The organism is Streptomyces sp. NPDC127084 (genome assembly GCF_042724175.1).
Lineage (GTDB): Bacteria > Actinomycetota > Actinomycetes > Streptomycetales > Streptomycetaceae > Streptomyces.
This window is the reverse complement of the sequence record NZ_JBHXFA010000047.1, coordinates 21,878-45,586: the sequence shown is the minus strand read 5'-3', so window position 1 is coordinate 45,586 and position 23,709 is coordinate 21,878. Positions and strand designations below refer to the sequence as shown.

At 67.9% G+C, this 23,709-nt stretch carries 22 protein-coding genes; 11 read left to right on the top strand and 11 right to left on the bottom strand.

Annotation, left to right across the window (positions count from 1 at the left end; genetic code table 11):
* Window positions 1-156: 156 nt before the first annotated feature.
* The 3 genes from ACFWI9_RS14020 (at window position 157) to ACFWI9_RS14010 (ending at window position 3,354) form a co-directional block, all read left to right on the top strand.
* A complete protein-coding gene (locus ACFWI9_RS14020; RefSeq protein WP_387161719.1) occupies window positions 157-1,317 on the top strand; it encodes a permease in 1,161 nt (386 codons plus the stop codon).
* A gap of 109 nt (window positions 1,318-1,426) precedes the next feature.
* The gene (locus ACFWI9_RS14015; RefSeq protein ID WP_387161717.1) at window positions 1,427-1,708 is read left to right on the top strand and encodes a hypothetical protein; all 282 of its coding nucleotides are present in this window, start codon (window positions 1,427-1,429) and stop codon (window positions 1,706-1,708) included.
* Between the two features lie 320 nt (window positions 1,709-2,028).
* On the top strand, window positions 2,029-3,354 hold the full coding sequence (locus tag ACFWI9_RS14010; RefSeq protein WP_387161716.1) for a beta-propeller fold lactonase family protein: 1,326 nt from the start codon (window positions 2,029-2,031) through the stop codon (window positions 3,352-3,354).
* Between the two features lie 166 nt (window positions 3,355-3,520).
* Here the strand turns inward: ACFWI9_RS14010 and ACFWI9_RS14005 are convergent, their stop codons facing one another.
* The 5 genes from ACFWI9_RS14005 to ACFWI9_RS13985 form a co-directional block, all read right to left on the bottom strand.
* Window positions 3,521-3,931, bottom strand: coding sequence for a hypothetical protein (locus ACFWI9_RS14005; protein ID WP_387161714.1), 411 nt, complete (start codon window positions 3,929-3,931; stop codon window positions 3,521-3,523).
* A 152-nt stretch (window positions 3,932-4,083) separates the two neighbouring features.
* On the bottom strand, window positions 4,084-5,142 hold the full coding sequence (locus tag ACFWI9_RS14000; protein WP_387161712.1) for a TniQ family protein: 1,059 nt from the start codon (window positions 5,140-5,142) through the stop codon (window positions 4,084-4,086).
* A complete protein-coding gene (locus ACFWI9_RS13995; protein WP_387161724.1) occupies window positions 5,142-6,218 on the bottom strand; it encodes a TniB family NTP-binding protein in 1,077 nt (358 codons plus the stop codon). The genes ACFWI9_RS14000 and ACFWI9_RS13995 overlap by 1 nt, the downstream gene beginning before the upstream one ends.
* Window positions 6,215-8,245, bottom strand: coding sequence for a Mu transposase C-terminal domain-containing protein (locus tag ACFWI9_RS13990; protein ID WP_387161711.1), 2,031 nt, complete (start codon window positions 8,243-8,245; stop codon window positions 6,215-6,217). Before ACFWI9_RS13990 ends, ACFWI9_RS13995 begins: the two co-directional genes overlap by 4 nt.
* Window positions 8,242-9,000 carry a TnsA-like heteromeric transposase endonuclease subunit gene (locus tag ACFWI9_RS13985; protein WP_387161709.1) on the bottom strand — a complete coding sequence of 253 codons (759 nt, stop codon included), beginning with the start codon at window positions 8,998-9,000 and terminating at the stop codon, window positions 8,242-8,244. The genes ACFWI9_RS13990 and ACFWI9_RS13985 overlap by 4 nt, the downstream gene beginning before the upstream one ends.
* Before the next feature lie 181 nt (window positions 9,001-9,181).
* On the opposite strand from ACFWI9_RS13985, the gene ACFWI9_RS13980 reads away from it, so the two are divergent.
* Both ACFWI9_RS13980 and ACFWI9_RS13975 read left to right on the top strand, forming a co-directional pair.
* Entirely contained in the window at window positions 9,182-11,389 is a 2,208-nt protein-coding gene (locus ACFWI9_RS13980) for an acyl-CoA dehydrogenase (RefSeq protein ID WP_387161707.1), read from the top strand.
* Window positions 11,390-11,412: 23 nt separating this feature from the next.
* Window positions 11,413-12,606 (top strand): lipid-transfer protein, encoded by a 1,194-nt coding sequence (locus ACFWI9_RS13975; protein WP_387161706.1) that lies wholly within the window; start codon window positions 11,413-11,415, stop codon window positions 12,604-12,606.
* A gap of 451 nt (window positions 12,607-13,057) precedes the next feature.
* Here the strand turns inward: ACFWI9_RS13975 and ACFWI9_RS13970 are convergent, their stop codons facing one another.
* Together ACFWI9_RS13970 and ACFWI9_RS13965 are read right to left on the bottom strand one after the other, a co-directional pair.
* Window positions 13,058-13,618, bottom strand: coding sequence for a hypothetical protein (locus ACFWI9_RS13970; RefSeq protein WP_387161704.1), 561 nt, complete (start codon window positions 13,616-13,618; stop codon window positions 13,058-13,060).
* 19 nt (window positions 13,619-13,637) lie between these two features.
* A complete protein-coding gene (locus tag ACFWI9_RS13965; RefSeq protein WP_387161702.1) occupies window positions 13,638-14,249 on the bottom strand; it encodes a matrixin family metalloprotease in 612 nt (203 codons plus the stop codon).
* Between the two features lie 493 nt (window positions 14,250-14,742).
* Between ACFWI9_RS13965 and ACFWI9_RS13960 the strand changes: the two genes are divergently transcribed.
* Window positions 14,743-14,940, top strand: a complete 198-nt coding sequence (locus ACFWI9_RS13960) for a hypothetical protein (RefSeq protein WP_387161700.1) — start codon at window positions 14,743-14,745, stop codon at window positions 14,938-14,940.
* 48 nt (window positions 14,941-14,988) lie between these two features.
* Here the strand turns inward: ACFWI9_RS13960 and ACFWI9_RS13955 are convergent, their stop codons facing one another.
* Window positions 14,989-16,140, bottom strand: coding sequence for a hypothetical protein (locus ACFWI9_RS13955; RefSeq protein WP_387161698.1), 1,152 nt, complete (start codon window positions 16,138-16,140; stop codon window positions 14,989-14,991).
* Between the two features lie 160 nt (window positions 16,141-16,300).
* On the opposite strand from ACFWI9_RS13955, the gene ACFWI9_RS13950 reads away from it, so the two are divergent.
* Complete coding sequence (locus tag ACFWI9_RS13950) at window positions 16,301-16,906, top strand: RNA polymerase sigma factor (RefSeq protein ID WP_387161696.1); 606 nt, start codon at window positions 16,301-16,303, stop codon at window positions 16,904-16,906.
* Window positions 16,899-17,903: a hypothetical protein gene (locus ACFWI9_RS13945; protein WP_387161694.1), complete on the top strand. Its 1,005-nt coding sequence runs from the start codon at window positions 16,899-16,901 to the stop codon at window positions 17,901-17,903. Before ACFWI9_RS13950 ends, ACFWI9_RS13945 begins: the two co-directional genes overlap by 8 nt.
* Before the next feature lie 14 nt (window positions 17,904-17,917).
* Here the strand turns inward: ACFWI9_RS13945 and ACFWI9_RS13940 are convergent, their stop codons facing one another.
* Window positions 17,918-19,195 carry an ABC transporter substrate-binding protein gene (locus ACFWI9_RS13940; protein WP_387161692.1) on the bottom strand — a complete coding sequence of 426 codons (1,278 nt, stop codon included), beginning with the start codon at window positions 19,193-19,195 and terminating at the stop codon, window positions 17,918-17,920.
* Window positions 19,196-19,508: 313 nt separating this feature from the next.
* Here ACFWI9_RS13940 and ACFWI9_RS13935 point away from each other — a divergent pair, with 313 nt between their 5' ends.
* A complete protein-coding gene (locus tag ACFWI9_RS13935; protein WP_387161691.1) occupies window positions 19,509-19,967 on the top strand; it encodes a hypothetical protein in 459 nt (152 codons plus the stop codon).
* Between the two features lie 224 nt (window positions 19,968-20,191).
* On the opposite strand, the gene ACFWI9_RS13930 is transcribed toward ACFWI9_RS13935, so the two are convergent.
* Window positions 20,192-20,593: a hypothetical protein gene (locus ACFWI9_RS13930; RefSeq protein WP_387161689.1), complete on the bottom strand. Its 402-nt coding sequence runs from the start codon at window positions 20,591-20,593 to the stop codon at window positions 20,192-20,194.
* A 188-nt stretch (window positions 20,594-20,781) separates the two neighbouring features.
* Entirely contained in the window at window positions 20,782-21,330 is a 549-nt protein-coding gene (locus tag ACFWI9_RS13925; RefSeq protein ID WP_387161688.1) for a MarR family winged helix-turn-helix transcriptional regulator, read from the bottom strand.
* A gap of 167 nt (window positions 21,331-21,497) precedes the next feature.
* On the opposite strand from ACFWI9_RS13925, the gene ACFWI9_RS13920 reads away from it, so the two are divergent.
* Window positions 21,498-22,268, top strand: coding sequence for a DUF4142 domain-containing protein (locus ACFWI9_RS13920; protein ID WP_387161686.1), 771 nt, complete (start codon window positions 21,498-21,500; stop codon window positions 22,266-22,268).
* Between the two features lie 511 nt (window positions 22,269-22,779).
* Complete coding sequence (locus ACFWI9_RS13915; protein WP_387161684.1) at window positions 22,780-23,655, top strand: MaoC/PaaZ C-terminal domain-containing protein; 876 nt, start codon at window positions 22,780-22,782, stop codon at window positions 23,653-23,655.
* Window positions 23,656-23,709 lie beyond the last annotated feature (54 nt).

Sequence of the window (23,709 nt, the reverse complement as noted above, 5' to 3'; positions counted from 1 at the left end):
CCCCACCCGCCCTTCCCGGGCCTCCCCGCCCGCCGGGGGGGGTCCTCTGCCCCCCCCGCCCCCGCCCCCGCCCCCCCCCCCCCCCCGGGCCCCCCCCCCCCCCCCCCGCCGTGTCTCCGAGCCGTCCCCGGGGGCCGTACCGCCAGGCTGTGCGGCATGAACGCCGCAGTCGACGCCGTGCTGCACGCCCTGACCCTCAGCGGGTCCATGGCCTGGGAGATCACCTGGGCCCTGATCCTGGGCTTCGCCCTGTCCGCCGTCGTCCAGGCGGTGGTCCGCAAGGCCACCGTGGTCTCCCTCCTCGGCGACGACAGCCCCAGGAGCCTTGCTCTTGCCGCCGGGCTCGGGATCGCCTCCTCGTCCTGCTCCTACGCGGCCGTCGCGCTCGCCCGCTCCCTGTTCCGCAAGGGCGCGAACTTCACCGCCGCCATGGCCTTCGAGATCGCCTCCACCAACCTCGTCGTGGAGCTCGGAGTGATCCTGGCGCTGCTCATGGGCTGGCAGTTCACCGCCGCCGAGTTCGCGGGCGGGCCGATCATGATCGTGGTGCTGGCGGTGCTGTTCCGGCTGTTCCTGCGCGAGCAGCTGCTGCGCGAGGCCCGTGAGCAGGCAGGACGTGGACGCGCGGGCTCGATGGAAGGGCATGCGGCGATGGACATGTCCATCCCGGGTGAGGGCTCCTTCCGCCGCCGCCTCCTGTCGGGCGCGGGCTTCACCGCCACCTCGCACGTCTTCGTGATGGAATGGGCCGCGATCATCCGCGATCTGGTGCTGGGCCTGCTCATCGCCGGGGCCGTCGCCGCCTGGGTGCCGGACTCCTTCTGGTCGGCGTTCTTCTTCGAGGGGCACCCGCTGGCCGCGAAGATCTGGGGTCCGCTGATCGGGCCGCTTGTCGCCATCGCCTCGTTCGTCTGCTCGGTCGGCAATGTGCCGCTCGCCGTGGTGCTGTGGAAGGGCGGCATCAGCTTCGGCGGGGTGATCGCCTTCATCTTCGCCGACCTGCTGATCGTGCCGATCCTCAACATCTACCGGAAGTACTACGGGGCGCGCATGGCCGCCTTCATTCTGGTGACCTTCTACGCCTCGATCGTCGTCGCCGCGTATGCCGTCGAGTTCGTCTTCGGCGCCCTCGGGATCATCCCGGACAACACCACAGCGACGATCCCCGACGAAGGGGTGTCATGGGACTACACGACGTGGCTGAACATCGCGTTCCTGCTGCTCGCGGCGGTCCTCGTGGTGCGCTTCCTGCGGACCGGTGGTCCCGGCATGCTGCGCGCGATGGGCGGCGGCCCGGAGCCCGCCGAGAAGACCTGATGTCCGCCCGGGGGTGCGTACGGGCGATCTGGTCCACCATGGTGTCACCGCGCTTGTTCGATTATTGGCCTGCTTCACCGTCCGACCCCGGCACCATTGCGGAGGCGTCATGGACACGTTCGCCACATGGACCACCCAGGGAATCATCGCCGGCTCGGGCGGCGTCATGACCACCGAGGGCGGCCCCATCACCGGCGACCTGACGGTGCACACCACCTGGATCGACGGCCAGGCCCAGGTGACCGTCCAGCACACCGGCGCCTTGGAGTGGTACGGCCTGGCGGGCAGCCCCGTGCCCGCCGTCGACGAGCCCACCGCCCGCCATGCACACCAGGCGGCCGTCGAGTTGGTGAAGGAGGGCGGCGGCAGCGTCTTCCACTTCCCTGGCTGACGCCTTCGCCGTCTGAGCCCGGCGGCCCACATCGTGGGCCGCCCGCCCCTGCCGTTCGCGCGGCTTCGCCCTGCCCTGCGAACACGGCGAAGTCCTCAGCCGCACCGACGGCGCCACCGCAGATCGGCCGTGCCGTCGAGTCCGTCCGGCCATGAACCTCCTGGCATGCGCCATCGTCGGCGGCCGAGGAGACACCTCGGTGCCGCTCGCCTGCGAAGGCCCCACCCGGGTGGGCACACGCGTGTCCTCGGCCAATTGAATGTGATGCATTGTCATGATTCATCCTGATCTATGGAATGAGATGATTCAGGAGGATCGTTGTGATTGTGTGTCAAGCGGGCTCGGGGGATGTTCTCTCGTCATCGGCACCACCCGGTCGCCGAGCGCACCACTCATGGTCTGGCGGGCTGCTGCGGGCTCTGCTGGCCGGGCTGGTTCTGGTCGCCGGTCTCGCCCTGCCCATGGCGGCCTCGCAGCCTGCGCATGCCGTGCCGGGCGGTACCTACGCCTACGTCGCCAACCAGAATGACGACACTGTGTCGGTGATCGACACCGCCACCAACACCGTTGTCGTGACGATCCCCGCCGGCGACAACCCGACCGGAGTGGCGGTTTCTCCGGACGGCACCCGCGTCTACGTCGGCAACCTCGGCGGCGCGGTGTCTGTGATCGACACCGCCACCGACACCGTGGTAGCCACCGTCCCCGTCGGCAACTTCCCGAGCGACGTGGCGGTCACCCCGAACGGTGCCTTCGTCTACGTCACCAACAGTGGCGACGGTACGGTGTCGGTGATCGACACAGCGACGAACACGGTGGTCGACACCATCGCAGTGGGCACCACCCCGAACGACGTGGCGGTGTCCCCGGACGGCGCCTTCGTCTACGTCACCAACTTCGGCGATGACACGGTGTCGGTGATCGACACCGCCACCAACACCGTCGTCGACACCGTCAATGTCGGCAGCGGGCCGTTCGGGGTGGCGGTGACGCCGGACAGCACCTTCGTCTACGTCACCAACCGGAGCGACGGCACCGTGTCGGTGATCGACACCGCCACCAACACCGTCGTGGACACGGTCTCCGTCGGCGCCTTCCCGGGTGGGGTGGCGATCGCGGTGGTGCCCCAGCAGGTAGCACCCGCCCTGACGCTGACCAAGCTCACCGCGGACGGGACGTTCGTCCAAGGCGGGCAGGGCACCTACACCCTCACCGTCACCAACACCGGCGACGGACCCACCGACGGCTCCACGGTCACCGTCACCGACACCCTCCCCACCGGACTGACCCCCATCAGCATCTCCGGCACCGGCTGGACCTGCGACCTGGGCACCCTCACCTGCACCCGGACCGACGTCCTGGACCCCGGCGCCAGCTACCCGCCGATCACCCTCACCGTCCAGATCGCCGACAACGCGCCCAACCAGGTCACCAACACCGCCACCGTCACCGGCGGCGGCTCCGCTGGCGTCAGCACCGCCACCGCTACCACCACCATCGACAAGAAGCAGCAACCCAAGCCCAAGCCGCCGCACCACGGTAAGCCCGGTAAGCCCGGTCACGGCAAGCCCGGCTATGGGAAGCCCGATCACGGCAAGCCCAGCCATGGCCGCCCCAGCCACGGCCACCGTCCCGGACCCCGCTGACCGCACACCGGTATGACGTGCCCTCTCCGACTTCACTTGGCGAGCGGGGCGTGAGCTGACCTGCGGCTCGCAAGCTTCGGTTGGAAGTCGAAGCCTCGGACCGTCCAGGTTTAGGTGGCGAAATCGAGGGTGTCTTCGACGGCATGTTCTGGCCCCACCCCTCTCGTCAGACTGCCAGCCGCGTGGGCACGGCGTCCGCCCGCCCGTAGGCGAGCACCTGGGCAAGGATCTCGCGGAACCGGGTGACATCTTCGGCCGGAGCCTCGATGACGGCCTCGATCTCGCCCTCGTCCAGCCGAAGGCTCTCCAGCGCCTCGGGATCCAGTGAGATGCGGAGGATGTTGCCGTCCAGGACGGCTTCCCGCACGCATCCGTATGCCGTCCCCTGGCCAGCGGTGACGAGGCAGTGCGTGTCCATTCCCAGCGCGACCTCCTGGTCATCGGGCTCTTCTTCGCCCGCCATGAACATCAGGATGAAGCCGCTGCCGTCCTCGCCCTCCGCGAGGGCGGCCTCGGTGAAGTAGCCGTCAGGATCGATCTCCGTGGTAGCGACGCGAGCGGTGAATTGGTACGTCATGACGAGGTTGTATCAAGGCGGTCAGACAGGGCGTCCAGGAGGGGCGTCGACGTCATCACAGCCAAGGTGGGGCCACTCCAAACCGTTCCTCAGCCGACCGTCCTAGACATGCGGTTCTTATTGCCAGTTGGGAGTGGTCCGGGACGGGTGCTTCAAGAGCGGTTTCGCGGGGCCCGGAACGGCGACCATGCGCGTCGAACGACGGTGGCCAGATGGCGATGGGCGATCAGCGGTTCGCCGGCCCGGTGGGTCGGGTCGAAGGTTTGGGCGTGCCGTTGCTGTGCGCGTCGGGTGGCGGAGTGCAGGGACGGCTTTCGGAGGTGGGGCTCTCGCGCTGGCCGTTTGTCGCCGTGGACGCGGATGGGGGTGAGTGGCATGAGCCTGGAGCTGACGTCGGCCCAGTGGCTGATCGGGTTGTGTCCGTCGTTCAGCTGGCAGACGGGGTGCCGCAGCAGTTGGTCGATTCTCTGCTCGAAGCGGCTGCGATCCATAGGAGTGCCCTGGGCTTGGTGTCTCCAATAAAGGGAGGCGAAGACGCTCGCCAGGTCGATGGCTTCGGGATAGACCGCCGCGCAGAGACGCGCGACTGAGAAGGTCGTTTCAGAGGTGCCGGGTGGGATGAGGAGATTGGCTCGGCGGACCCAGTTGTGCCATGCGGCGCCGTTGTCTCCTTCGGGAAGCGACCAGAGCTGGGCGCAGACGAGCAGTCCCGTGAGCACTGCGTCGTAGGTGATCTCCCAGCCGCGGCGTCGGATGAGACGCAGATGCCGATGCTGTGCGTGGACGACTTCGGGAAGCGCATCGAGAGGGGTGGTTTGTTCGCCGGTGTCGGGCGGTCCGATCCAGATCCGGTGCTTGGTGCAGACATAGAGGTGGTGGGGCAGCAAGTGGACGATGCGCCCGCCGGGATGACGCGCTGTGCAGAGGTGGCATCCGGGCTGTGGTTCGTGGCGGAACATGCTCCAGTCGGGCTTCGGGGTGCGGAGCTCGGGAAGGGCGCCCGCGAGGTGTTCGAGGGGGCGGCCGGTGGCGGATGCGAGGGCAGCCGGGTTGATCGTGCGGATTGAGCTTCTTGCTGCGATGGGGCGGGTTACTTGCTCCCAGAGCAGGTGGAAATCCATGCCGTGCAGGTGGGCGAGGCGGGCGACGTAGGAGGCGGTGACCTCGTGCTGGGCCGGCGGGATCGAGGACGGCAGGCGGAGAGCGGCCATCAGGCGGCTTGCGCCTTGCGTTTGCCGGATTGTGCGGGGGCGGTGAGTTCTTCTGATTCCTCGGCTGCGTGGTCGATGGGGACGGTTTCGAGGAGGTCCTGTGTGATGCTCTCGCTGCCGTCTTCGATGGCCAGGACGGCGGCTCCGCGGATGAGCTGGGACAGGGTCCCGATTGTGCCGCCTGTGCGGTGGTAGAGGTACTCGCTCAGACCAGCGAGCGTTCCGGGGCGGTGGTGGTGCAGTCGCAGCGTGGACTCCAGGGTGTCGACCAAGGCTTGCCAGGCGTCGCGGTCGGTGCCGGGCGCGTAGGAGAACGGGGTGGCGGAGATGACGGTGAATCGTCCGGCGATCTGGCGTCCGCGAGTGCCTGCGAACAGCCCGCAGCCTTTGACATCAATGCCCGCGTAGATGAACGTGGCGGGCAGCCGTTCGGCGAAGTACTTCAGTTGGTCGGATGCTTCGGCGCCGGTGCGGGTGGCGAGGCTGAGGTTGTGGATTTCGTCGATCAGGACGAGGTCGACGTGCGTGTGTGCGGCGGTGGTGCAGACCGAGTTGACAACGTCGGTGATGTTGGCCCGACTGGGAAAGTCCAGGCCGTAGAAGCGGGCGAATTCCATGGCGAGCATCTTCGGTGTGGCGGCTGGCGGGACTGTGGCGTAGAGGACGGGCAGGCGGCTGCGGTCGTTCGGGAAACGTTTGCGGACGGCGAGTTCGTGCGTGCGCCCGAGTTGTGACAGGGCGGTGGTCTTCCCGGTGCCGGAGGCGCCGCTGATGATGACGCCGCGACGGGCGGAGACCTGCCTGCGATTGAGCTGGACGAGCAGCCGGGACGTGGCAATCGCCTTGCGGATCGTGGGAGTGTGCACCAGCGGCAGGTCGGCGTGGTAGTCGCGGCGGAGCTCGTCATCGAGCAACTGCTCATGAGGAGTGAGTGCGGCCCGCTCAGTTGCGGTCTTCAGTTCCGGTGGCGCCGGGGCGTGCTCGATGAACCGGCGCCATCCCTCCCTTGTCGTCAGCGGGCTGTCGGACGGGGCCTCTTGTGGTGTGGCGGGCCATGATTTGCGGCGCGGGCTCATAGCCACCTATCGGCTTCTGCGTGGGCGTCGAAGACGCCGAACGGGACGACTGTCGCCGCCGGTTTGTGCGTGTCGTCGTTGTCGGTTCGGGCGGGGTTCGGCTCGGTTCTCGGAGCGGGCGGACGGTGTGTGGCGGCGCCGGCCCGGGTGCGGCCGACGATCCGGGCGGTGCGTTTGTCAGGGCCGTGATGGGCGCGGGTGAGCAGGTTGTCCAAGACGCGTGCGACGGCGGTTTCCTGGGTGTCGTCTAGGCCGGCCGCAGCAGCCAGGCGGCGGGCGTGTTGCCAGGTGAAATCCGCGAAAGGAGCGTTCACCAGGGGCTGGTGGATCCAGGGAACAGTGATCCAGCCGCGCTGGGTGCGTACGAATACCTGGGAGAGGTCGTAGGGGTCGTAGTGCACTTCCCAGAGGCCGCGCTTCGCGGTATTCCCTGAGGGCTGGCGCCGCCAGGGGCCCAGGTCCGCGCTGTCGTAAGTGCGGTGGTCGATGCGGATCCCGTAGTCGTTGACCGTGCGCCAGGCGACCGGCAGCAGCTCCAGGTAGTCCTCACTGCGGAGGACCAGTGGCAGGTAGCCGCAGGCCGCGACCAAGGAGGCGTACTTGTCGTTCGGGGACATGGCCTGTCGCGGCCGGTAGGGGTCACGGAGGCTGTCGTGCGGGCGGGCCTGCCATCCGACAATCAGCCACTCGTCCAGTAGGTCCTGGAGCTCGGGGATTGTCCAGGCCGCATGCTCTTCGACTCGTTCACCGCGGCGGGAAACGTTCGGGCCGGTGTATGCGGCGAGATGCTGGCAGAACAGCGTGTTGATCGAGGAGAAAGTCGCCTCGACGATCGCCTTGTCGGTCGGCGTGCGCGGCCTTGCTCGTTGAACCGAGATGCCCAGCCGGTTGCAAGCCCGGGTGAAGGTGTCCGAGAGGAACACCTGCCCGCCGTCGATCACGATGGTGTCCGGCACGATCACTGGTTTCGCGGCGGCCTGCTCCATCCGGGCGTCCGCGTCCAGCAGCCTCATGTGGGGCATCCGTGAGGACGCCATGCGCAGTGCGGCCGACCAGCCGGGACGCATCGGTTCGGGCACCAGCATCCGGCCCAGCAGCAGCGCGGCATCGACCGCTTTCGTTCCCATCGGCCGAAGCACGGCGGCGCAGATTGTGCGGGTTGCGACGTCAACGGCGATCGTCAGGTCCGCGCGGACGGTCTGCCCGGAATCCAGCACGACCATCACGTCTAGCGGAGTGGAGTCGATCTGCACTTGCTCCCCGGGCCGGGCGGCGAACGTAGGGGTGAACTGTCCTTGCGGACGGTTCGCGGTCTGTCGGCGGGTGACTGCCGAGCCGAAGGTGTGCCGCCCCGTGGAGAGCGTGTCGATGAGTTTGTAGAAAGTGCTCTGCCCGGGCAGCGGCACCACTCCCGGACCGTGCGTGTTTTCCACGGCCTTGACCACCCGCCGGATCAGCCGTGATCGGGTGCCGGTCGAGGCGTTCGTCTCGGTGGCCAGGACCTCTTCGATCGCGGCGACCAGTCGGGCGTCTGCCCGCCCGGTTGCCGTTGACAACCGGGCCGCCCGATGGTCGAGCAGGCCCCAAAGCCCCTGCTGGGCGTAGGCGTAACGCCGCCGCTGGATACTGCGGACACCCACCCCGAGCTCAGCAGCCTTCGCGGCGTCCCGCTCGGCCAGGGAGCGAACAGCCGGATCGTACTCAGGGCGGGGGGCAGAGTCCGGCTGCGGGTCCGGCGGCAGACCAGACTGGACCTCGACGACGTGACGCTCCCATTCACGGGCGGCGGCCAGAGCCGCATCTGGCACCGAGTCCAGCAGACCGAACGGCTCCAGCTCCGGCAGCGGCTCCGTTCCCGTGACCGAGAAGTCGGGTGCCGCCATCAGGTGCGAGGCGAGGACGACTATCTCGGTGCCTTCTGGCGAGCGCAGCCTCACCGCGGTGCCGGCGAGCGCGACGACCTGGTGGTCGCCGGTGCAGTAGGTGACCCAGTCGCCGGGCCGCAGCACCGGGAGATTCCTGTTCATCGTGCCTCCGATGAAACGAGGGACGCGGCGTGAAGCGGCACCGACACATCCACCGACAGCTCGTGCTTCCAGAGGAGGTGGAAGAGCACCGGAAGCACCGAGATCGGATCCCCGGCAAGAGCAGCCCCTTCCATCAGCGGACGAGGCTCGGCGAATACTTCCAGGAGCGTCGAGGCGGTCGGTTCCAGCCAGTGCCGTGCGTGTCGGTAGCCCGCGAGCCACCGCACGTTGGCGACAACGACTTGATCCGGTGCTCCGACCAGGCGAAACTCCCACCCCAGGCGGTCGCATGCTCTCTGCGTCGCCTCGAACTTGGCCCAGTCCCGGGGCTTTCGGCGGTCGGCCGGACGGCAGTCGACCACGATTGCGGAGCCGTCGGTGCGACGTGCGAAGTAGTCCGGTGCGTGAGAGATGGCTTTGCCGGTTTCGGCCGTCCAGAACAGCCAGAAGGGCTGCGAGGACACCCCGGTCACAAACGGATCGAAGTCCAGGAGCATCACGTGATCGCGCTCCAGCCAGGACTCGTATCCGATGTGCCCACCAGCCGTCGGCGACCACCACAGTCCCGGCAGATGCCGTTGCCCTTTGTACGAACGGAACTCGCGTACAGGCATGACGTCCTCGAACCGTACGTGCCATGCATCGACCAGCGGGCGGCGTCGCTCTGTTCCGTCTGCGTCGATGTACGCAACCTCGAACCCATCGAGCGGAGGACCTGCCACCTCACCGTCGATGACGCGTAACTCGTGGACCATGCCGACCTAACGGTCAGCCGATTCGCAAGGTTGTCGCGGAACTCGCCACTTCCCTCGCAAGGTTGATCTGGAATTCGCCAGGTTCACGCGTGCAGGACATGACGTACGCCCCGGCCCCTGTGCCGGGGCGTACATGCATCTGACCTTCCGTCAGATTGAAACGTGTTCTACTCTGCCGGGCATGGGCACACCACGCTCCGGAAGCATCGGAATCACCGAGGAGCACGCCGAGTTGGCGGACTCGGTGCGCCGCTGGGTGGCGCGCGCCATGCCGCCCGAAGCCGTACGGAAACTGCTGGACACTCCCGGCCCCGGCGCCGGGACGCGGCCCGGGTACTGGGACGGGGCTGTGGGTCAGGGGCTGCCCGGGGTGCATCTGGCCGAGGAGTACGGAGGCGGGGGCGGCACGCTTCTCGACCTGGCCGTGGTGCTGGAGGAGACCGGACGAGCCGCCCTCCCGGGGCCGTATCTGCCGAGTGTGCTGGCGTCCGCCGTGCTGGAGCGTGCGGTGCCTGCGAGGGGTGCGGGGAGTGGGGAATGCGTACGGGAGCTGGTGCGGGACCTCGCGAGCGGGCGGCGGATCGGGGCGGTCGCGCTCGGGGCCGGGGAGCTCAGAGCCGTGCGGACGGGCACGGGGTACCGGCTCGACGGGGCAGCGCCGCCCGTGCTCGGGGCGGGGCAGGCGGATCTGGTCGTGCTGGCCGCGGACGCCGGGTGGTTCGCCGTGGACGCCGCCGACCTGGCGATCCGAGGGCATGAGAGCGCCGACCCCACCCGGCCCACCGCCGAGGTCACCGCCGTGCGGGTGCTCGTGCCCGAGGCGCGGGCCCTTGACGTCGATCCCGGGCTTGTCGGCGACCTCGCGGCCTTGCTGTTCGCGGCCGAAGCCTGCGGGACCGCCGCATGGGCGCTCGGCACCGCCGCCGAATACGCCGCGGTTCGCGAGCAGTTCGGGCGGCCCATCGGACAGTTCCAGGCGGTCAAGCATCTGTGTGCCGACATGCTGGTCCGCCTCGAACAGGCGCGGGCGCTGACCTGGGACGCGGCGCGGGCCGCCGACGAGGACGCCCCCGCCATCCGCGGATTCACCGCCGCGCTCGCCGCGGCCACCGCACTGGACGCCGCGTACAGCTGCGCCAAGGACTGCATCCAGATACTCGGCGGCATCGGCTTCACCTGGGAGCACGACGCACATCTGCATCTGCGCCGGGCCGTCGTCGCCCGCCAGCTGCTCGGGCCGGGCGACACACACCGGCATCGCGCGGCCGGGTTCGCCGCCGAGGGCGCCCGGCGGGAGCTGCGCCTCGAACTGCCCGCCGAGGCGGCTCCGTACCGGGCGCAGGCCCGCTCGGCGATCGCCGCCGCCCGCGGACTCGACCCCCGGGCCGCCCGCCGCACCCTCGCGCCCACCGGATACGCGGCCCCGCACCTGGCGCCTCCGTACGGCCTCGGCGCAGGGGCTGTCCAGCAGCTCGCCGTGCAACAGGAACTGCGTGCCGCACGAGTTGAGTTGAGCGAGCTCGGGATCGCCACCTGGGTGGTGCCGTCGCTCATCTCCTACGGCAGCGAGGAGCAGAAGTCCCGCTATCTGCCGCCTACTCTGCGCGGAGAGCTGCTCTGGTGCCAGCTCTTCAGCGAACCAGGCGCCGGTTCCGATCTGGCCGGTCTGCGCACCCGGGCCGAGCGTCTGCCGGACGGCCGCTGGCGGATCACGGGCCAGAAGGTGTGGACCAGCGCGGCGCAGTGGGCCGATCACGGAATCCTGCTGGCCCGCACCGACCCCGAGGCGCCCAAGCACAAGGGCCTCACCTACTTCCTGGTCGATATGAAGGCCACCCACGGGATCGATATCCGCCCGCTGAAGGAGATCACCGGGGACTCGCTCTTCAACGAGGTGTACTTCGACGGCGCGCTGCTGCCCGCCGACGCCGTCGTGGGGGAGGTGAACGGGGGATGGCGGGTCGCCCGGCACACGCTGGGCAACGAACGCGTGCACATGGCAGACCAGTTGACGTTCGACACGGGGCTTGAGGAACTGATCGCCCGTGCGCCGGGGCTTGACGACGGGCGCCGCGTCCGCGTCGGCGCGCTGGCCGCCGAGGCGCACGCACTGGCCTGCATCGGGCTGCGGACCACCCTGCGGCAGGTCGACGGCCTGGAGCCGGGCGCCGGGGCATCCGTACGCAAGCTCATCCAGACCACGCACCAGCAGAACGTCGCCGAGCTCGCCCTCGAACTACTCGGCCCTGCGGGCGCGGTGCGGGAGGGTGCGGGCGAACGGGCGTTGCACGGGCTGCTGATGAGCCGCTGTCTGACCATCGCGGGCGGCACCACCCAGGTGCAGCTGAATGTCGTCGCCGAGCGCATCCTCGGCCTGCCGCGAGACTGAACCGAAGGGCTTGGGGACAAGAGATGAAGGCGTACATCGTCGGGGTCGGAATGACCAGGTTCGAGAAGCCCGAATCCCGGGACTGGCAGTACTGGGACATGGCGAGGGAGGCCGGTAACGCCGCGCTCACCGACGCCGGAATCCCGTACGAACGCGTCCAGCAGGCCGCCGTCGGCTACTGCTTCCAGCCCTCCACGGCCGGCCAGCGGGCCGTCTACGAGTTGGGCCTCACCGGCATCCCCGTCTACAACGTCAACAACAACTGCGCGACCGGCTCCACGGCCCTGATGATGGCCCGGCAGTTCGTCACCGGCGGGCTCGCCGACTGCGTACTCGCCCTGGGCTTCGAGAAGATGAAGCGCGGCTCGCTGGGCGGCGCGGGAGGCGGCGACGGCGACCTCAGGACCTCGCCGGTGGCCCGCCACTACGGCATCATGGCCGCCCGGCACGGCTTCGACATGACCCCGCCCACCGCCCAGATCTTCGGCGACGCGGCCCGTGAGCACATGGAACTGCACGGCACCACACCGCGCCAGCTCGCCGCCGTGGCCGCCAAGAACCACCGGCACTCGGCGGCCAATCCGTACGCCCAGTTCCGCGAGGTGTACGAGGTGGTCGACATCCTCGCCGCCAAGCCGGTGCACCGGCCCCTCACCCGGCTCCAGTGCTCCCCGACATCGGACGGGGCGGCGGCGGTGCTGGTGGCGTCCGAGCGGTTCGTGGTCGAGCACGGGCTGCACCGCAAGGCCGTCGAGATCGCCGGGCAGGCCATGACCACCGACACCGAGGAGTCCTTCGCCTCCGGTTCGTGTATCGACGTGGTCGGCCGCCCGATGTCGCGGGCGGCGGCCCGGCAGGCGTACGAGGCATCGGGGCTCGGCATCGAGGACATCGACGTGATCGAGCTGCATGACTGCTTCTCGGTCAACGAGCTGCTGACGTACGAGGCGCTCGGCATGTGCCCGGACGGCGAGTCGGGCAAGCTGGCCGAGTCGGGGGCGACGACGTACGGGGGCCGCTGGGTGGTCAACCCGTCGGGTGGTCTGATCTCCAAGGGGCACCCGCTCGGCGCGACCGGGCTCGCCCAAGCCGCGGAGCTGACCTGGCAGTTGCGCGGCGAGGCGGGGCCGCGACAGGTGCCGGGGGCCAGGAACGGACTCGCCCACAACATCGGTCTCGGCGGGGCGGCGGTGGTGACGGTGCTGCGCGGGGCGTGAACGCGTTCCTCAACGTCTGACGCACGCAGGCTCAGGAGTTGTCGTCACACCAGGTGGGAGGTCCTGTGTGGAGACGGCTCCCTTCCGGCAGCTCCTGAGCGCGGATCCGCGAGTGGGAAGGTCCTGGCTTCTGCGGGGACCTCCAGAGGACCTCGACCCCCAGGTGTGTTGACCCGCAGCGTTCCTGACGCGGGCGAACACGCCCTGGTTCAGTCGGACAGCTTGGGCTTCAGGCCGGCGGAGCCCCGCAGCACCCTCGGCGAGTGGACGCCGACGGCATCCCGCGACGACACGCGACCCACCGACCTGACCCGCAGTAATCAGCCCACAGAACGAACTGCCAGGAACCGGACGCCCCAGCCAGCCCCCTCACGCCGGCGCGCACGTGAATGATCGAGCGATACCGGAACGGTCCGCTGGAAGCTCCAACGGACCGTCGCGATAATCTAGGTTATTGCTCGTTCAGAATGTGGGCCCTGAAATCCTTGACGGAGACTTCCTCAGGAAGGCGAGGATGCCCACCTCCGGCGAAATTGTACTCCGAATATTCCCCGTCCAGCTTATAGGCACCCTGACCGCCAGTGATAACGTAGAGACCTGTGTCGTCATTGGGCTTCAGGTGGTACGGATGAACAAAAAGGACATACCGCTGGCCTTCTTCAAGAATTGCGCCACTATCCTCGAGACCCCAGCCAGCCTTTCCGAGCTGAAGAACCGAAATCGACACCTCGTTCAGTTTGCCCCACAGTACCTTTTCTACCTTGACTTCGACGGTTGTCGTCGCAACACCATTAAGGCTACCTACCGTCGACTTGACCGCAGTGACACTGACAGCGGCGACACTGTCGCGCTTGAGCTCAGCGAATGAATTGTAATCCTTTACGCGGCTGGCATGCAGCACGGGATTACGCTCATTTGACGCATTGGGCTTCGGGCTGGAGTCTGAGGCGCCACATCCAGACGCGAGCACGACCGCCGCGCAGGCCGCGAGCACCGCAAATATCCGCTTCATTTCGTTTCTCCAAGTGCGATCAGTAGAGTGCGTTGGCGCCGGCTATGTCATCCGCCGCCGGCACGTGAAGTCCGCATTCGTCATAACGTGTGTAAGATCCCTCATTCATGATCGCGCACCCCAGGTCGTCCTCGTGGGCCAGACCCAAGGCGTGCCCGATTTCATGAACAAATATGGATTTCCTCTTCGCTGCAGGATACGAATCGGCGTACTTTCGGTTTATCCATGCCGTGTTGGTTTCCTGCCAGAATCCAGTCCCCGAGTCCCGGCACTTGGCCAGCGCACTGTCAGTTTCTCGGTTCACGCCTGAAGCGTCGAGGATTATCCCATCGTAAGAGACGTTGCCGAAGTTCCCGTCAGCAACTCGAAGGTTCGCCCCGGTGTTAACCTGGGTGAAATTGAACTGAGTTGAAGTGGAGTTCCATGCGCTTATGGCAAGCTGCGCCGGGTTGGAATAAGTGTACGACGAGGTCACATTGGACCATTTCAATGTATTCCCGCCGGCATTGTATTTGCAGGTAACGCCTGGCCAGAATTCAAAATCATAGGCGTGGGATTGTGGTGCGGAGATGGTAACGCAGCCAAAGGCTGCGGCTACTGCGACAGTCCGGGAACGCCACGAAGTTCGCATGGATAGAAAAGCCTCTTTCGGTTGGATAGATGGGTGATCGGTGCGCTGGGATTACATGTCTGCGAGCGCTCTGGTAATGGAACAAGATAGCGACTTAACGCTTAAAATCGAAGGGAGAGGCAGAAAGTGACCCTTGCGGGACGGCGGGGGCCAAAGATGGGCTGCTGAGCACGGCCCGTGTTCTCGTGGAATGCTCGAGATTTCCGTGGTCGGCTTCCTTGTGGTGGCGGCTTTTGCTGCAGGCTGTACCACTGCCCCGAGAACAGCAACAGGCGGGGAGAATGCACCGGACCGAGCGAGCGACTATCGGGACATCTCCTCCCTCAGGTCGGATAGCAGTGTCATCGTCCGCGTGACAGCCAAGGGGGGCGAGTCACACTGAAGAAAAGGGAATCCCCGTGACCGTAACTCAGGTCAGGGCCGATGAGGTCCTTTACGGGCGCATCGCGGGCAAGGGATTTCGGTGTCGCAGGTCGGGTCTGTGGACATGCAGGTGAGCAATGCTTCAGAGGTCCTGAAGGAGGGCAGCAATTATCTGCTGTTCGTGCCGGCCGACAAGAAGTCCGGCCGATACGTGATCACCGGAGGGCGCGGCTCGTACATCATGGACAGCCGAAGCGGGAAGTACCGTTTCAAGGGAGGTGAAGAGACGGAACTTCCCCGAAGCGTCACACTGGCGGACCTCCGATAGCGTCGCCGCTACTGGCATGCCCGGACATGCCAAGCGGCCTCACATCCCTCAGGCGGGCAGCTTGGGCTTCAGGTTGGCGGACACCATGTCGAAGACACCCCAGTAGCCCGAGATCCATTCGCTGTCGGGCAGCCCGGTCGACGTCTTCACGTGGGTGAATGCCTCGACGCCGACCCAGCCCTGGAATCTTCCGCTGTCGTCGATGACCTGGAGCATGGGGCGGGGGTGCGAGTTGTACTTGTAGCAGGGCTTGCCCTGGGCAAGCGACTGGCACCAGTACTCCTCGGTGTTCCGGCGCCCTCCTCCGATCTCCGCGATGTAGCGCACACGGTCCTTGTCGACGCTGTTGCAGGACGTGTTGGGTTGCAGCCAGCCCATGCAGGAGCCGCTGGAGCAGACCTTCCACGGGTTGGCCGTGTCGCCGAAGCTCCACATACCCCCCGTGCCCTGACGCTCCACGATGCCCACCCGGGTGTCCGGATCCGCGGACGAGGCCGTCGTGGTGACGTACGCTCCGCGGTAGGGCTGGGCGTTGTACCGCGGGTCCGTCACGAGTTGTTTCATGGTGGCCCGGCTGTCGCGGCCCAGTGAGGCGTTGCTTCCGTAGCCGACACCGAAGGTGGCGGTGTAGTCGGAGAACTCACCGGTCGCCGGGATCTCGACGTCGCGTCCGTACGCGCCGTAGTAGCTCGGACTGGTGATGCGTGCCGCGCCCCCGGAGGCGAGCCCGGTCTCCAGGTTCCAGTACTCGGTGAGCGGACGTGTCAGGGCCTTGCCCGCGGTGTCCTTGGTCCAGGTGACCACCAGCCGGCCGTCGTCGGCATAGCGGAACGTGCCCTGGTAGCCGCCCGTCGGATTACCGGCGAAGCCGTCGACGGTGCGCACCGTGCACTCGGGCACGTTTCCGCCGCAGTCGGCGGTCACGGCGTCCACACGTGTCGGCTGGTCCCGCTGGGCCCAGTTCCAGTGGGTGGTGGTCACCGTTCCGTCGCCGGCGAAGACGTAGTACCCCAAACGGACCCAGTTGCGGTAGTTGTTGGCGGCGGCGGTGTTCAGGCCCCCCACCGAGACCACCCAGTTCGCCTTGCCGCCCGGACGGGCCGGGGCAGCCTGGGCGGGCGCCGCAGAGACCAGCAGTGCCGCGAAGAGCGCGAAGGCCGCCAGCACCGCCGGGCTGGTCCTTCCGCCCAGTCGTCTCATCACTCGTGATACTCGTTGCAACGGAACTCCTCAGCGGTGCGGGTGGCGGCACCGCCCGTCAGTGTCGTGTCTCGGTGTGCCGACGCATGCCGGCGATCTTCTTTACCCGATCGGCACGTACGGGTAAAAGGGGGTGTGCACACCGGACAGGGAGGGACGCTTGTACGACCGGCATGGTCAGGCAGTGGACGACGCGGGGGTCGTCGCTGACTCACTGGCACAGCCTGAGGCGTTCGGCGCCCTCTTCCACCGCCATGGTGCCGCCATCCACCGGTACGTGGCCCGGCGGCTGGGTACGGAGGCTGCCGATGACATCACGGCCGAGACGTTCCTGGCGGCGTTCCGGGCACGCGGTACCTACGATCTTTCGCGGCCCAACGCCCTGCCCTGGTTGTACGGCATCGCCGGCAACCTCATCGCCAAGCAGCACCGGGCCGAGGTGCGGGCGCTGAGAGCCCTGGCGCGCAGCGGGCACGACGCCGTGTCCTACTCCTGGGCCGACCGCTCCGACAGCCGGGTCTCCGCCCAGGCCGTGCAGGGGGCGCTTGCCGAGGCCCTCGCCGACCTGTCCAAAGGTGACCGCCATGTCCTGCTGCTGGTGGCGTGGGCGGATCTGAGCTACCTGGAGGTGGCCGAGGCCCTGTCCATACCGGTCGGCACCGTACGCTCACGTCTCAACCGCGCACGCAAGAAGGTGCGCGCCGCTTTCGGCGGACAGGACCCCACGGCCGTATACGACCTCCGTGAGTTGATGAGCGTTGGATGAGATCGAAGCAGTCCGGCGGTTCCGCGAGGACGCGCCACTGCCCGACCGCGCAGAGCTGGGGCGCGTCGGCCGCCGTCTGTTCGAGGAGATCCACAAGTCGCCGCGCAGACGCGTCGGCTGGAAGCTGACGGCCGTCGCCGCGGTGTGCGGGGTGGCCGCGGTCGCGCTGCTGTCAGCCCTCCCTTGGGGGGCCGGTGGGCAGAACGACACAGCGACGCCCCCGCCCGTCTCGGCACCGTGGGTATATCAGAAGGTGCGGTGGGACACCTGGCAGTGCGACACGGGTGCCAGCACATACGGTCCGAGCGAGGTCGGATCCTTCAACCTCGGCTCCGTGTCGCGCTCCTGTGAGGCGAAGCCGGCGCAGCCCGTCTACCAGACGCGGTGGGTCCGCTACGACGGTGGCGCCCTGGCCACCCCGGACGAGAGCACCGAGGATCCGGACGATGTGGACGTGTGGAAGGGGCGCTTCCAGGACGCTTGGCAGATGCTGCCACCGCGGTCGTCGGACGAGCTTGTGGCTTCGCTGCCCGACCAGCAGGGCAAGGCTCTGCTGACGATCCGCGAGCGATCGCTTCCCAGCCGTCTCGTCGGCGCGGGACGCATGACCCAGGCTCAGCGGGACTTCGGCGAAGTCGTGGAGGTCCTTGCCGGATGCTCCAGGGTCACGGCTGACAAGGCCAGGCTCCTGCACGAGCTTCTCGTCGGCCTTCCGGGAGCGACCTCGTCTGCCGGGGTGACGGACGGTGAGGGGCGCCCGGTCCTCGCCATCGGCATCAGCGGGCGTTTCCGTGACTACTCCGACGAACGGAACGCGATGCAGGTGCTGCTCGATCCCAGCACTTACGCGTACCGGGGTGTGCGATACGTGGCGGGAATCGACTACCGCGTCGGTGGTGCCTCATCATCGGGCCCGTTGGTGAAGAAGGGGACCGTCGTCGCCACGGCGACCCGGACCTCCACGAGCATCGTGGAGGAGGCGGGCCTCACGGACTGAGCCATGCCGCAGCTCTACTCGGCAGCAGCGTTCTCCTTTGCGAGCAGGGCGTTCGCGGCGTCGGCGGCGGTCCGCAGGGCCTGCTCGGGGCTCTTGCGGCCCGCCAGTGCCGCCCGGATCTCGGGTGCGAGCAGCGCCATGACCCGCCGCGCCGCGACATGGGGTTCCCCGGGATGGACGCTGGCCAGCGCCGCCTGGTACTCCCGTGCGTACGGTGAGTCGCTGGGAACCCTGACATCCGCACGGGGTGAGAAGTAGCCGCTCGCCTGGACGAGCGACCGGATCTGCCGGGGCGCTGCCATGAAGGAGACGAACCTCTCGGCGGCAGCGGTGTTCCCCGCGGCGTTGACGGCCAGTGAGCCCGGTGCGCCGAAGGCGACCTCCTTCACCGGCCCTTTGAGCGGGGAGCCCACCAGCACGTTCTCGTGACCCCAGAGCTTGGCGGCCAGTTCGGCGCCCGCCAGTACCACGGCGTATCCCATGGCGGCCTCCTGCTTGCCCAGTGCCTTGCCGACGACGAAGTTGGTGTTCGTCATCGCGGACCTGGGTATCCCGCCCGCTTGGTAGAGGTCGGTGAGGAAGGTGAGGGCCTCGATTCCCTCCGGCCCGTCGAACGCGACCTTCTCGCCGTCTTCCCTGAACACCCGGCCGCCCGCTTGCCAGAGCAAGGGATAGAAGTTGAGGTTGAGGGTGGCCGCGTCGTCGGCCGAGTAGTCGAAGAGGGCGACCCCGGTCTTCCTCAGTTTCGGTGCGGCGGCTCTGATCTCGTCCCAGGTGCCGGGTGGTGTGCTCACACCGGCTGCCTTCAGCAGACGCGTGTTGTAGATGGTCGTCGCGACGGTCTGGTAGACCGGCGCCGCGTAGATGTGCCCGCTGTGGCTGACGGCATCCAGGGCGGCCGGCAGGAACGCCTTCGCTTCGTCCCCGAGCACCGGCTCAACCGGCCGTATCCGTCCGTCGGCGGCCAGCCGGGGAATCTGGTCGGGCATCAGAAGGACCACATCCGGCCCCTGCCCGCGGGCGAGCGCGGTCACCAGCGCCTCGTCCCGGCCTTCCCACTCGTGGTGGACGACGGAGAGGTCCACCTCAGGAGCGGCCTTCTCGAAGTCGCGCTCGATCCGGGACCAGTAGCGCCGGTTCTGCTCAGGGTCGGCGACGACCGGGTACATCCAGACGGTGACACGCTCGTGACGTGTGTCCGCCGTTCGGGGACATGCCGGGATCAGTCCGGCGAGGACCGACAGGACCAGCGATACGACGGAGCGCTTGATACCGGACTGCGATGGCGCCATGCGCCCAACTCCCCCTAGGTGACATCGTGCGCTGAATCCCCCACGCACGACCGATTCCTCGTACAACCGTCCAGAGGGTACGTCACACGTGAGCGCGCGGGTCTTGGGCAGCATCCAGCAGGTTCCCGGCAGGGAGCGGGGGCGCGGTGATGCCGAACTCGCCTTCGCCAGCAGCTCTCGTGCGGGTGTGCTTCCTTCCGTGAACCCATATGCGAGCTCCGGGTAAAGAGAGTTGTCCGGTATACGCCCTGAAGGGAATTCACTGAAGCACTAGAAGAGCATTCTGGCCACGCTCGCCGTCACCTCCGCCGTCGTGGTCGTACCGGCCTCTCCGGCGGCCGCGTACGAGCCCATTGGATGCAAGTTCTCCACCAGCAGCCTGAAATGGCAGGACGCGACCACGACGTCCGGCTATTCCGCAGCCGCTCACAAGGCGGTGGAGGCGTGGAACTCGACGAGTACACAGTTCGACATCAACAAGGTCAGGACGCTATCCGGAGAGATCTCCGGATCAAGCGTAAAGGTGCGGCAACTCGGCACACAGGACGTCGATTCTCCCGACACCTCTCGTTTGATGGAGGCAGGCCGCACCTATCTGCTCTATCTCAGAAAGAACGATGGAAAGGAGAATCCTGACCACTTCGTGATCACCGGTGGGGACGGTATCTACGTTCTCAAGGGCAGTCGCTACGTGTACCAAGGCGGGCCACAGCCTGGATCGGGAAAACGACTGCCCGCCGAACTCGCCGCCGCGGACGTGGAAAGGGCTTGACCCCCTCGGGAGTCAATCGTGCCGAGGAGGCCGTCACCGCGTCACTGTGGCGGCGGCCTCCTGTACCACCCCGTCACCGCTGGTGGTTTGGGTGGACCTGAGCCACCGGAGGGCCGCCGAGGCCCTGTCCCTCGTAGCGCGACAGGGCGCCGGGGGTGTGCGAAGGCTCCCTCCCGCGTGGTGTCCGCGGGAGGGAGCCCTCATCGGCGCGAAATCAGGGGATCTCAGCAAATGGGTACGACAGCGCAGTTCCAGACGTTGTGCAGGTCGGCCTCGAGCCAGAAGCCGCTGGTGTTGTCGTACAGGTCGATCTGCACCAGGGACACCTGGACCTTCGGGTCCACGGTGAAGTTGAAGTCGGTGCTGGTTCCGGTGCCACGCCCGCATGCCGTACGGGTCTGCTGCGCCGCCACCTTTTCGCTGGCAGGGTAGTTCTTGTAGAAATTGAAGCGAACCTGCATGCAGTCCTTGGTGTTCGACTTGACGGAACCCTGGATGCCCACCGACTGGTTGTAGAAGGAGACACTGCCCTTGGTGTAGCCGAGCGTGTGCACCGTGCGGTCGAACGACTCCGTGTAGACGGGAGCGGCTGTAGCCGTGCCGACGCCTAAGACGCCGACGAGCATGGCACAGGATGTTGTGAAGGCTGCTTTCGCCGCCAGCGACGTTTTCATCTCGGTCCCTACATTGCGGTTGGTCTGTGTGTGATCACCTTCCTTTTCCCGACGGAGTCGATCAGGTTCACGAGAGGGTGCGACGAGCTGCTGCTGCGGTCACGACGCCCCGCTCGACCGCCCTGCGCCCGTGGGTGCGTCTACGGGGCGTCCTCCCAGCTCAGCGGATAGGCGCCGGTCGCGGCAGCGGCGTGACCGGCCGCCGGTGCCGCAGGCTCGCCGCCCGCCTCGGTGAAAGCGGTCAGCGCGTCCACCAGGGCGGTCCGCTGCGCGGGGTCCAGCCGGGTCACGATGGCCGTGATCTCCCGGCGCCGCCTGGCCATCACGTCCTCGACCAGAGCGTGACCCTCGTCCGTGAGCCGCAGCAGGGTCTCGCGTCGGCTGTCGGGGTTGGGCTCGCGCACCGCGAGCCCGGCCGCGATCAGCCGGTCGACCATGCGCATCGCGGTGGAAGGGTTGACGCCGAGTCGGTCGGCGAGGGTGACGAGCTTCGCCGGGCCCTGCATGGAGAGCACTACGAGCAGCCGGAACTGGGGCAGGGTCACCCGCTCCTCGACGGCCGCCAGCGAACGGGCGGAGACCGCGACCAGGAGCCGGGAGGCTGTCAGAACCGCACGCGCGACCGCGTCCACGTCGTCTACGGCGTCCACGGCGCCGATGCGGGGCGGAGACGGCGGAGACTGCCTCATGTCGGTCATACCTCCTTTTTATCGTGCCCCGCATCGGCCCGGTGAACGGTTCGGCGCCTCCGCCCGTACTGGAGGCTGCGCGCCGTGCCAGCCGCACCGAACACACAGCTTCCGACGACACGACCGAGCACCAGCACCACCACCCCATGCCGAACGGAAGGCACACCATGCGCCCGAAGCGACACTCAGCCGAGACCGGTATCCCGATACGGACGATCGCCGTCATCGCGGCCGTCTGCGCCGTCATCGCCACCGCGCTGCTCATGACCCGCGGCGGGGACGACGACCAGACCGCGAACGCGCAGGTCCCCGCCGGTGTCGTGGCGCAGAACGGCGGCTACGGCCAGTCCGCGGGCTCGGGTTACGGCCACTCCGGCTCCGGCCATACCGGTGGTTCGGCCGACTCGGGAGGCGCCGCGGCGGGTGACGCGCAGTCTGCGGCGCAGGGCGGGCCGCAGCCGGTCACCGAGGTCGACAAGACGTTCCTGGTCAAGGTGCGGCAGGCGGGCCTGTGGGAGATCCCGGCCGGCCGCCTCGCCCAGACCCAGGCCTCCAGCGAGGCCGTCAAGCGCGCGGGTCTGCATCTGCTGGAGGGGCACAGCAAGCTGGACCAGCTCGTACGCGAGGACGCGCGGATGCTGGGAGTGCAGTTGCCCGACCAGGCCACGGAGGAGCAGCAGGGCTGGGTCAAGCAGCTTGAGGAGGCGCGGGGCGCCGAGTTCGACCGGCTGTTCGCCAACGTGCTGCGTGCCTCGCACGGGAAGATCTTCGCCACCATCGCCGAGGTCAGGGCCGCCACACAGAACGACCTCATACGCCGCCACGCCCGGCAGGCGAACCAGACCGTGTTGGACCACATGGAGGTCCTCGAGGACACCGGTCTCGTGGACGCGGCGACCCTGGCGGATGTCGAGAAGGCGGTGACTCCACCTCAGTAGTGCCCGGTGGCGCCCGGCAGTAGCCGGTCGCAGTCGGTAGAGCTGGACCTTTGCACCATGCAATACTTCCGCCGACGGGGGCTCGGCGAGGGGTCGGCCCCTGCCTGGGAGCTGTGAGCCGGCACGGCGACGCAGCGGTGACTGGCAGGTGTTTCGACCCCTCGGCCGTGTCATGGGCGCCTGCCGGCCGGACGGCGTGTCCGGCGGCGCGAGGGCCCGGGGGCCGGTCGCGGTGGCCCGCGGTTCCGCGGGCTGTCAGGGGTGGCGCCGGTGCCTTCACCGGCAGAGCCGCGCGGCGGCGCCGACACGCAGTCTGATGCTCCGTCAGCGGGCCTTCACAAGTCACCAGGGGTGCGTTATACATAAGGCCAGTCCGACCTAGAACGCGTTCTAAAACGGATGCGGGGCGGGGCCGGACCCGTAACGGCCTCGGTGCGGCCGACGGTGCGGACGGCCGTGCCGAGGTCTTCCACAGCCAAAGCGCCACACGGAGCCAAGGAGCAGCACCTCCATGCCCATCGACGCCGCCAAGGCACTCGCCGCAGAGCCGCGCAGCACCGAGATCAGCTGGGACCACAAGGACATCCAGCTCTACCACCTCGGCCTCGGCGCCGGCTCGTCCCAGGACCGGCCAGGCGCGGCGACCGATCTCGAAGAGCTGCGCTATGTCCTCGAGTCCCGGCTGCACGTCCTGCCCAGCTTCGCCACCGTCGCGGGGGCGGGTATGGGAGTCGTCGGCGGCCTTTCCGCCCCCGGTATTGAAGTGGACCTCGCCGCCGTACTGCATGGCGGGCAGAAGATCACACTGCACCGCCCCATCCCCGTCAAGGGCAGCGCCACCAGCACCTCGCGGGTCGCCGCGATCTACGACAAGGGCAAGGCGGCGATCCTCGTACTGCGCACCGAAGCCGGCGACGCGGACGGCCCGTTGTGGACGAGCGACGCCCAGATCTTCGTACGCGGCGAGGGCGGCTTCGGCGGTGAACGCGGCCCGTCCACGCGCACGGAACAGCCCGAGCGCGAGCCGGACGCGGTGGCCGAGCGGTCCGTACGCGAGGATCAGGCGCTGCTTTACCGGCTGTCCGGCGACTGGAACCCCCTGCACGCCGACCCCGAGTTCGCCAAACTGGCGGGCTTCGACCGGCCGATCCTGCACGGCCTGTGCACCTACGGCATCACGCTCAAGGCCGTAGTGGACACCCTGCTCGACGGCGACGTCAGCCGTGTCCGCTCGTACGCCACCCGCTTCGCGGGGGTGGTCTTCCCCGGGGAGACGCTGCGCATCCGGATGTGGCGACAGGACGCCACCACGCTCCAGGCGTCGGTGACGGCGGTGGAACGGGACGACGCCCCGGTGCTGGCGGACACGCTCGTCGAACTCGCCTGACCCCCGCCACCCTTCCCGGCCCCGCCTGATCTCCCCGAACCTCACCGAGCCTTT

Coding starts and splice junctions, on each gene's coding strand:
- ACFWI9_RS13995 (WP_387161724.1), bottom strand. CDS start 6,218: ATGAGCCCGCGCCGCAAATCATGGCCCGCCACACCACAAGAGGCCCCG.
- ACFWI9_RS13990 (WP_387161711.1), bottom strand. CDS start 8,245: ATGAACAGGAATCTCCCGGTGCTGCGGCCCGGCGACTGGGTCACCTAC.
- ACFWI9_RS13965 (WP_387161702.1), bottom strand. CDS start 14,249: ATGCGAACTTCGTGGCGTTCCCGGACTGTCGCAGTAGCCGCAGCCTTT.
- ACFWI9_RS13925 (WP_387161688.1), bottom strand. CDS start 21,330: ATGAGGCAGTCTCCGCCGTCTCCGCCCCGCATCGGCGCCGTGGACGCC.
- ACFWI9_RS14005 (WP_387161714.1), bottom strand. CDS start 3,931: ATGACGTACCAATTCACCGCTCGCGTCGCTACCACGGAGATCGATCCT.
- ACFWI9_RS14015 (WP_387161717.1), top strand. CDS start 1,427: ATGGACACGTTCGCCACATGGACCACCCAGGGAATCATCGCCGGCTCG.
- ACFWI9_RS13955 (WP_387161698.1), bottom strand. CDS start 16,140: ATGAGACGACTGGGCGGAAGGACCAGCCCGGCGGTGCTGGCGGCCTTC.
- ACFWI9_RS13985 (WP_387161709.1), bottom strand. CDS start 9,000: ATGGTCCACGAGTTACGCGTCATCGACGGTGAGGTGGCAGGTCCTCCG.
- ACFWI9_RS14000 (WP_387161712.1), bottom strand. CDS start 5,142: ATGGCCGCTCTCCGCCTGCCGTCCTCGATCCCGCCGGCCCAGCACGAG.
- ACFWI9_RS13930 (WP_387161689.1), bottom strand. CDS start 20,593: ATGCTCGTCGGCGTCTTAGGCGTCGGCACGGCTACAGCCGCTCCCGTC.
- ACFWI9_RS13940 (WP_387161692.1), bottom strand. CDS start 19,195: ATGGCGCCATCGCAGTCCGGTATCAAGCGCTCCGTCGTATCGCTGGTC.
- ACFWI9_RS14020 (WP_387161719.1), top strand. CDS start 157: ATGAACGCCGCAGTCGACGCCGTGCTGCACGCCCTGACCCTCAGCGGG.
- ACFWI9_RS13975 (WP_387161706.1), top strand. CDS start 11,413: ATGAAGGCGTACATCGTCGGGGTCGGAATGACCAGGTTCGAGAAGCCC.
- ACFWI9_RS13920 (WP_387161686.1), top strand. CDS start 21,498: ATGCGCCCGAAGCGACACTCAGCCGAGACCGGTATCCCGATACGGACG.
- ACFWI9_RS13980 (WP_387161707.1), top strand. CDS start 9,182: ATGGGCACACCACGCTCCGGAAGCATCGGAATCACCGAGGAGCACGCC.
- ACFWI9_RS13915 (WP_387161684.1), top strand. CDS start 22,780: ATGCCCATCGACGCCGCCAAGGCACTCGCCGCAGAGCCGCGCAGCACC.
- ACFWI9_RS13970 (WP_387161704.1), bottom strand. CDS start 13,618: ATGAAGCGGATATTTGCGGTGCTCGCGGCCTGCGCGGCGGTCGTGCTC.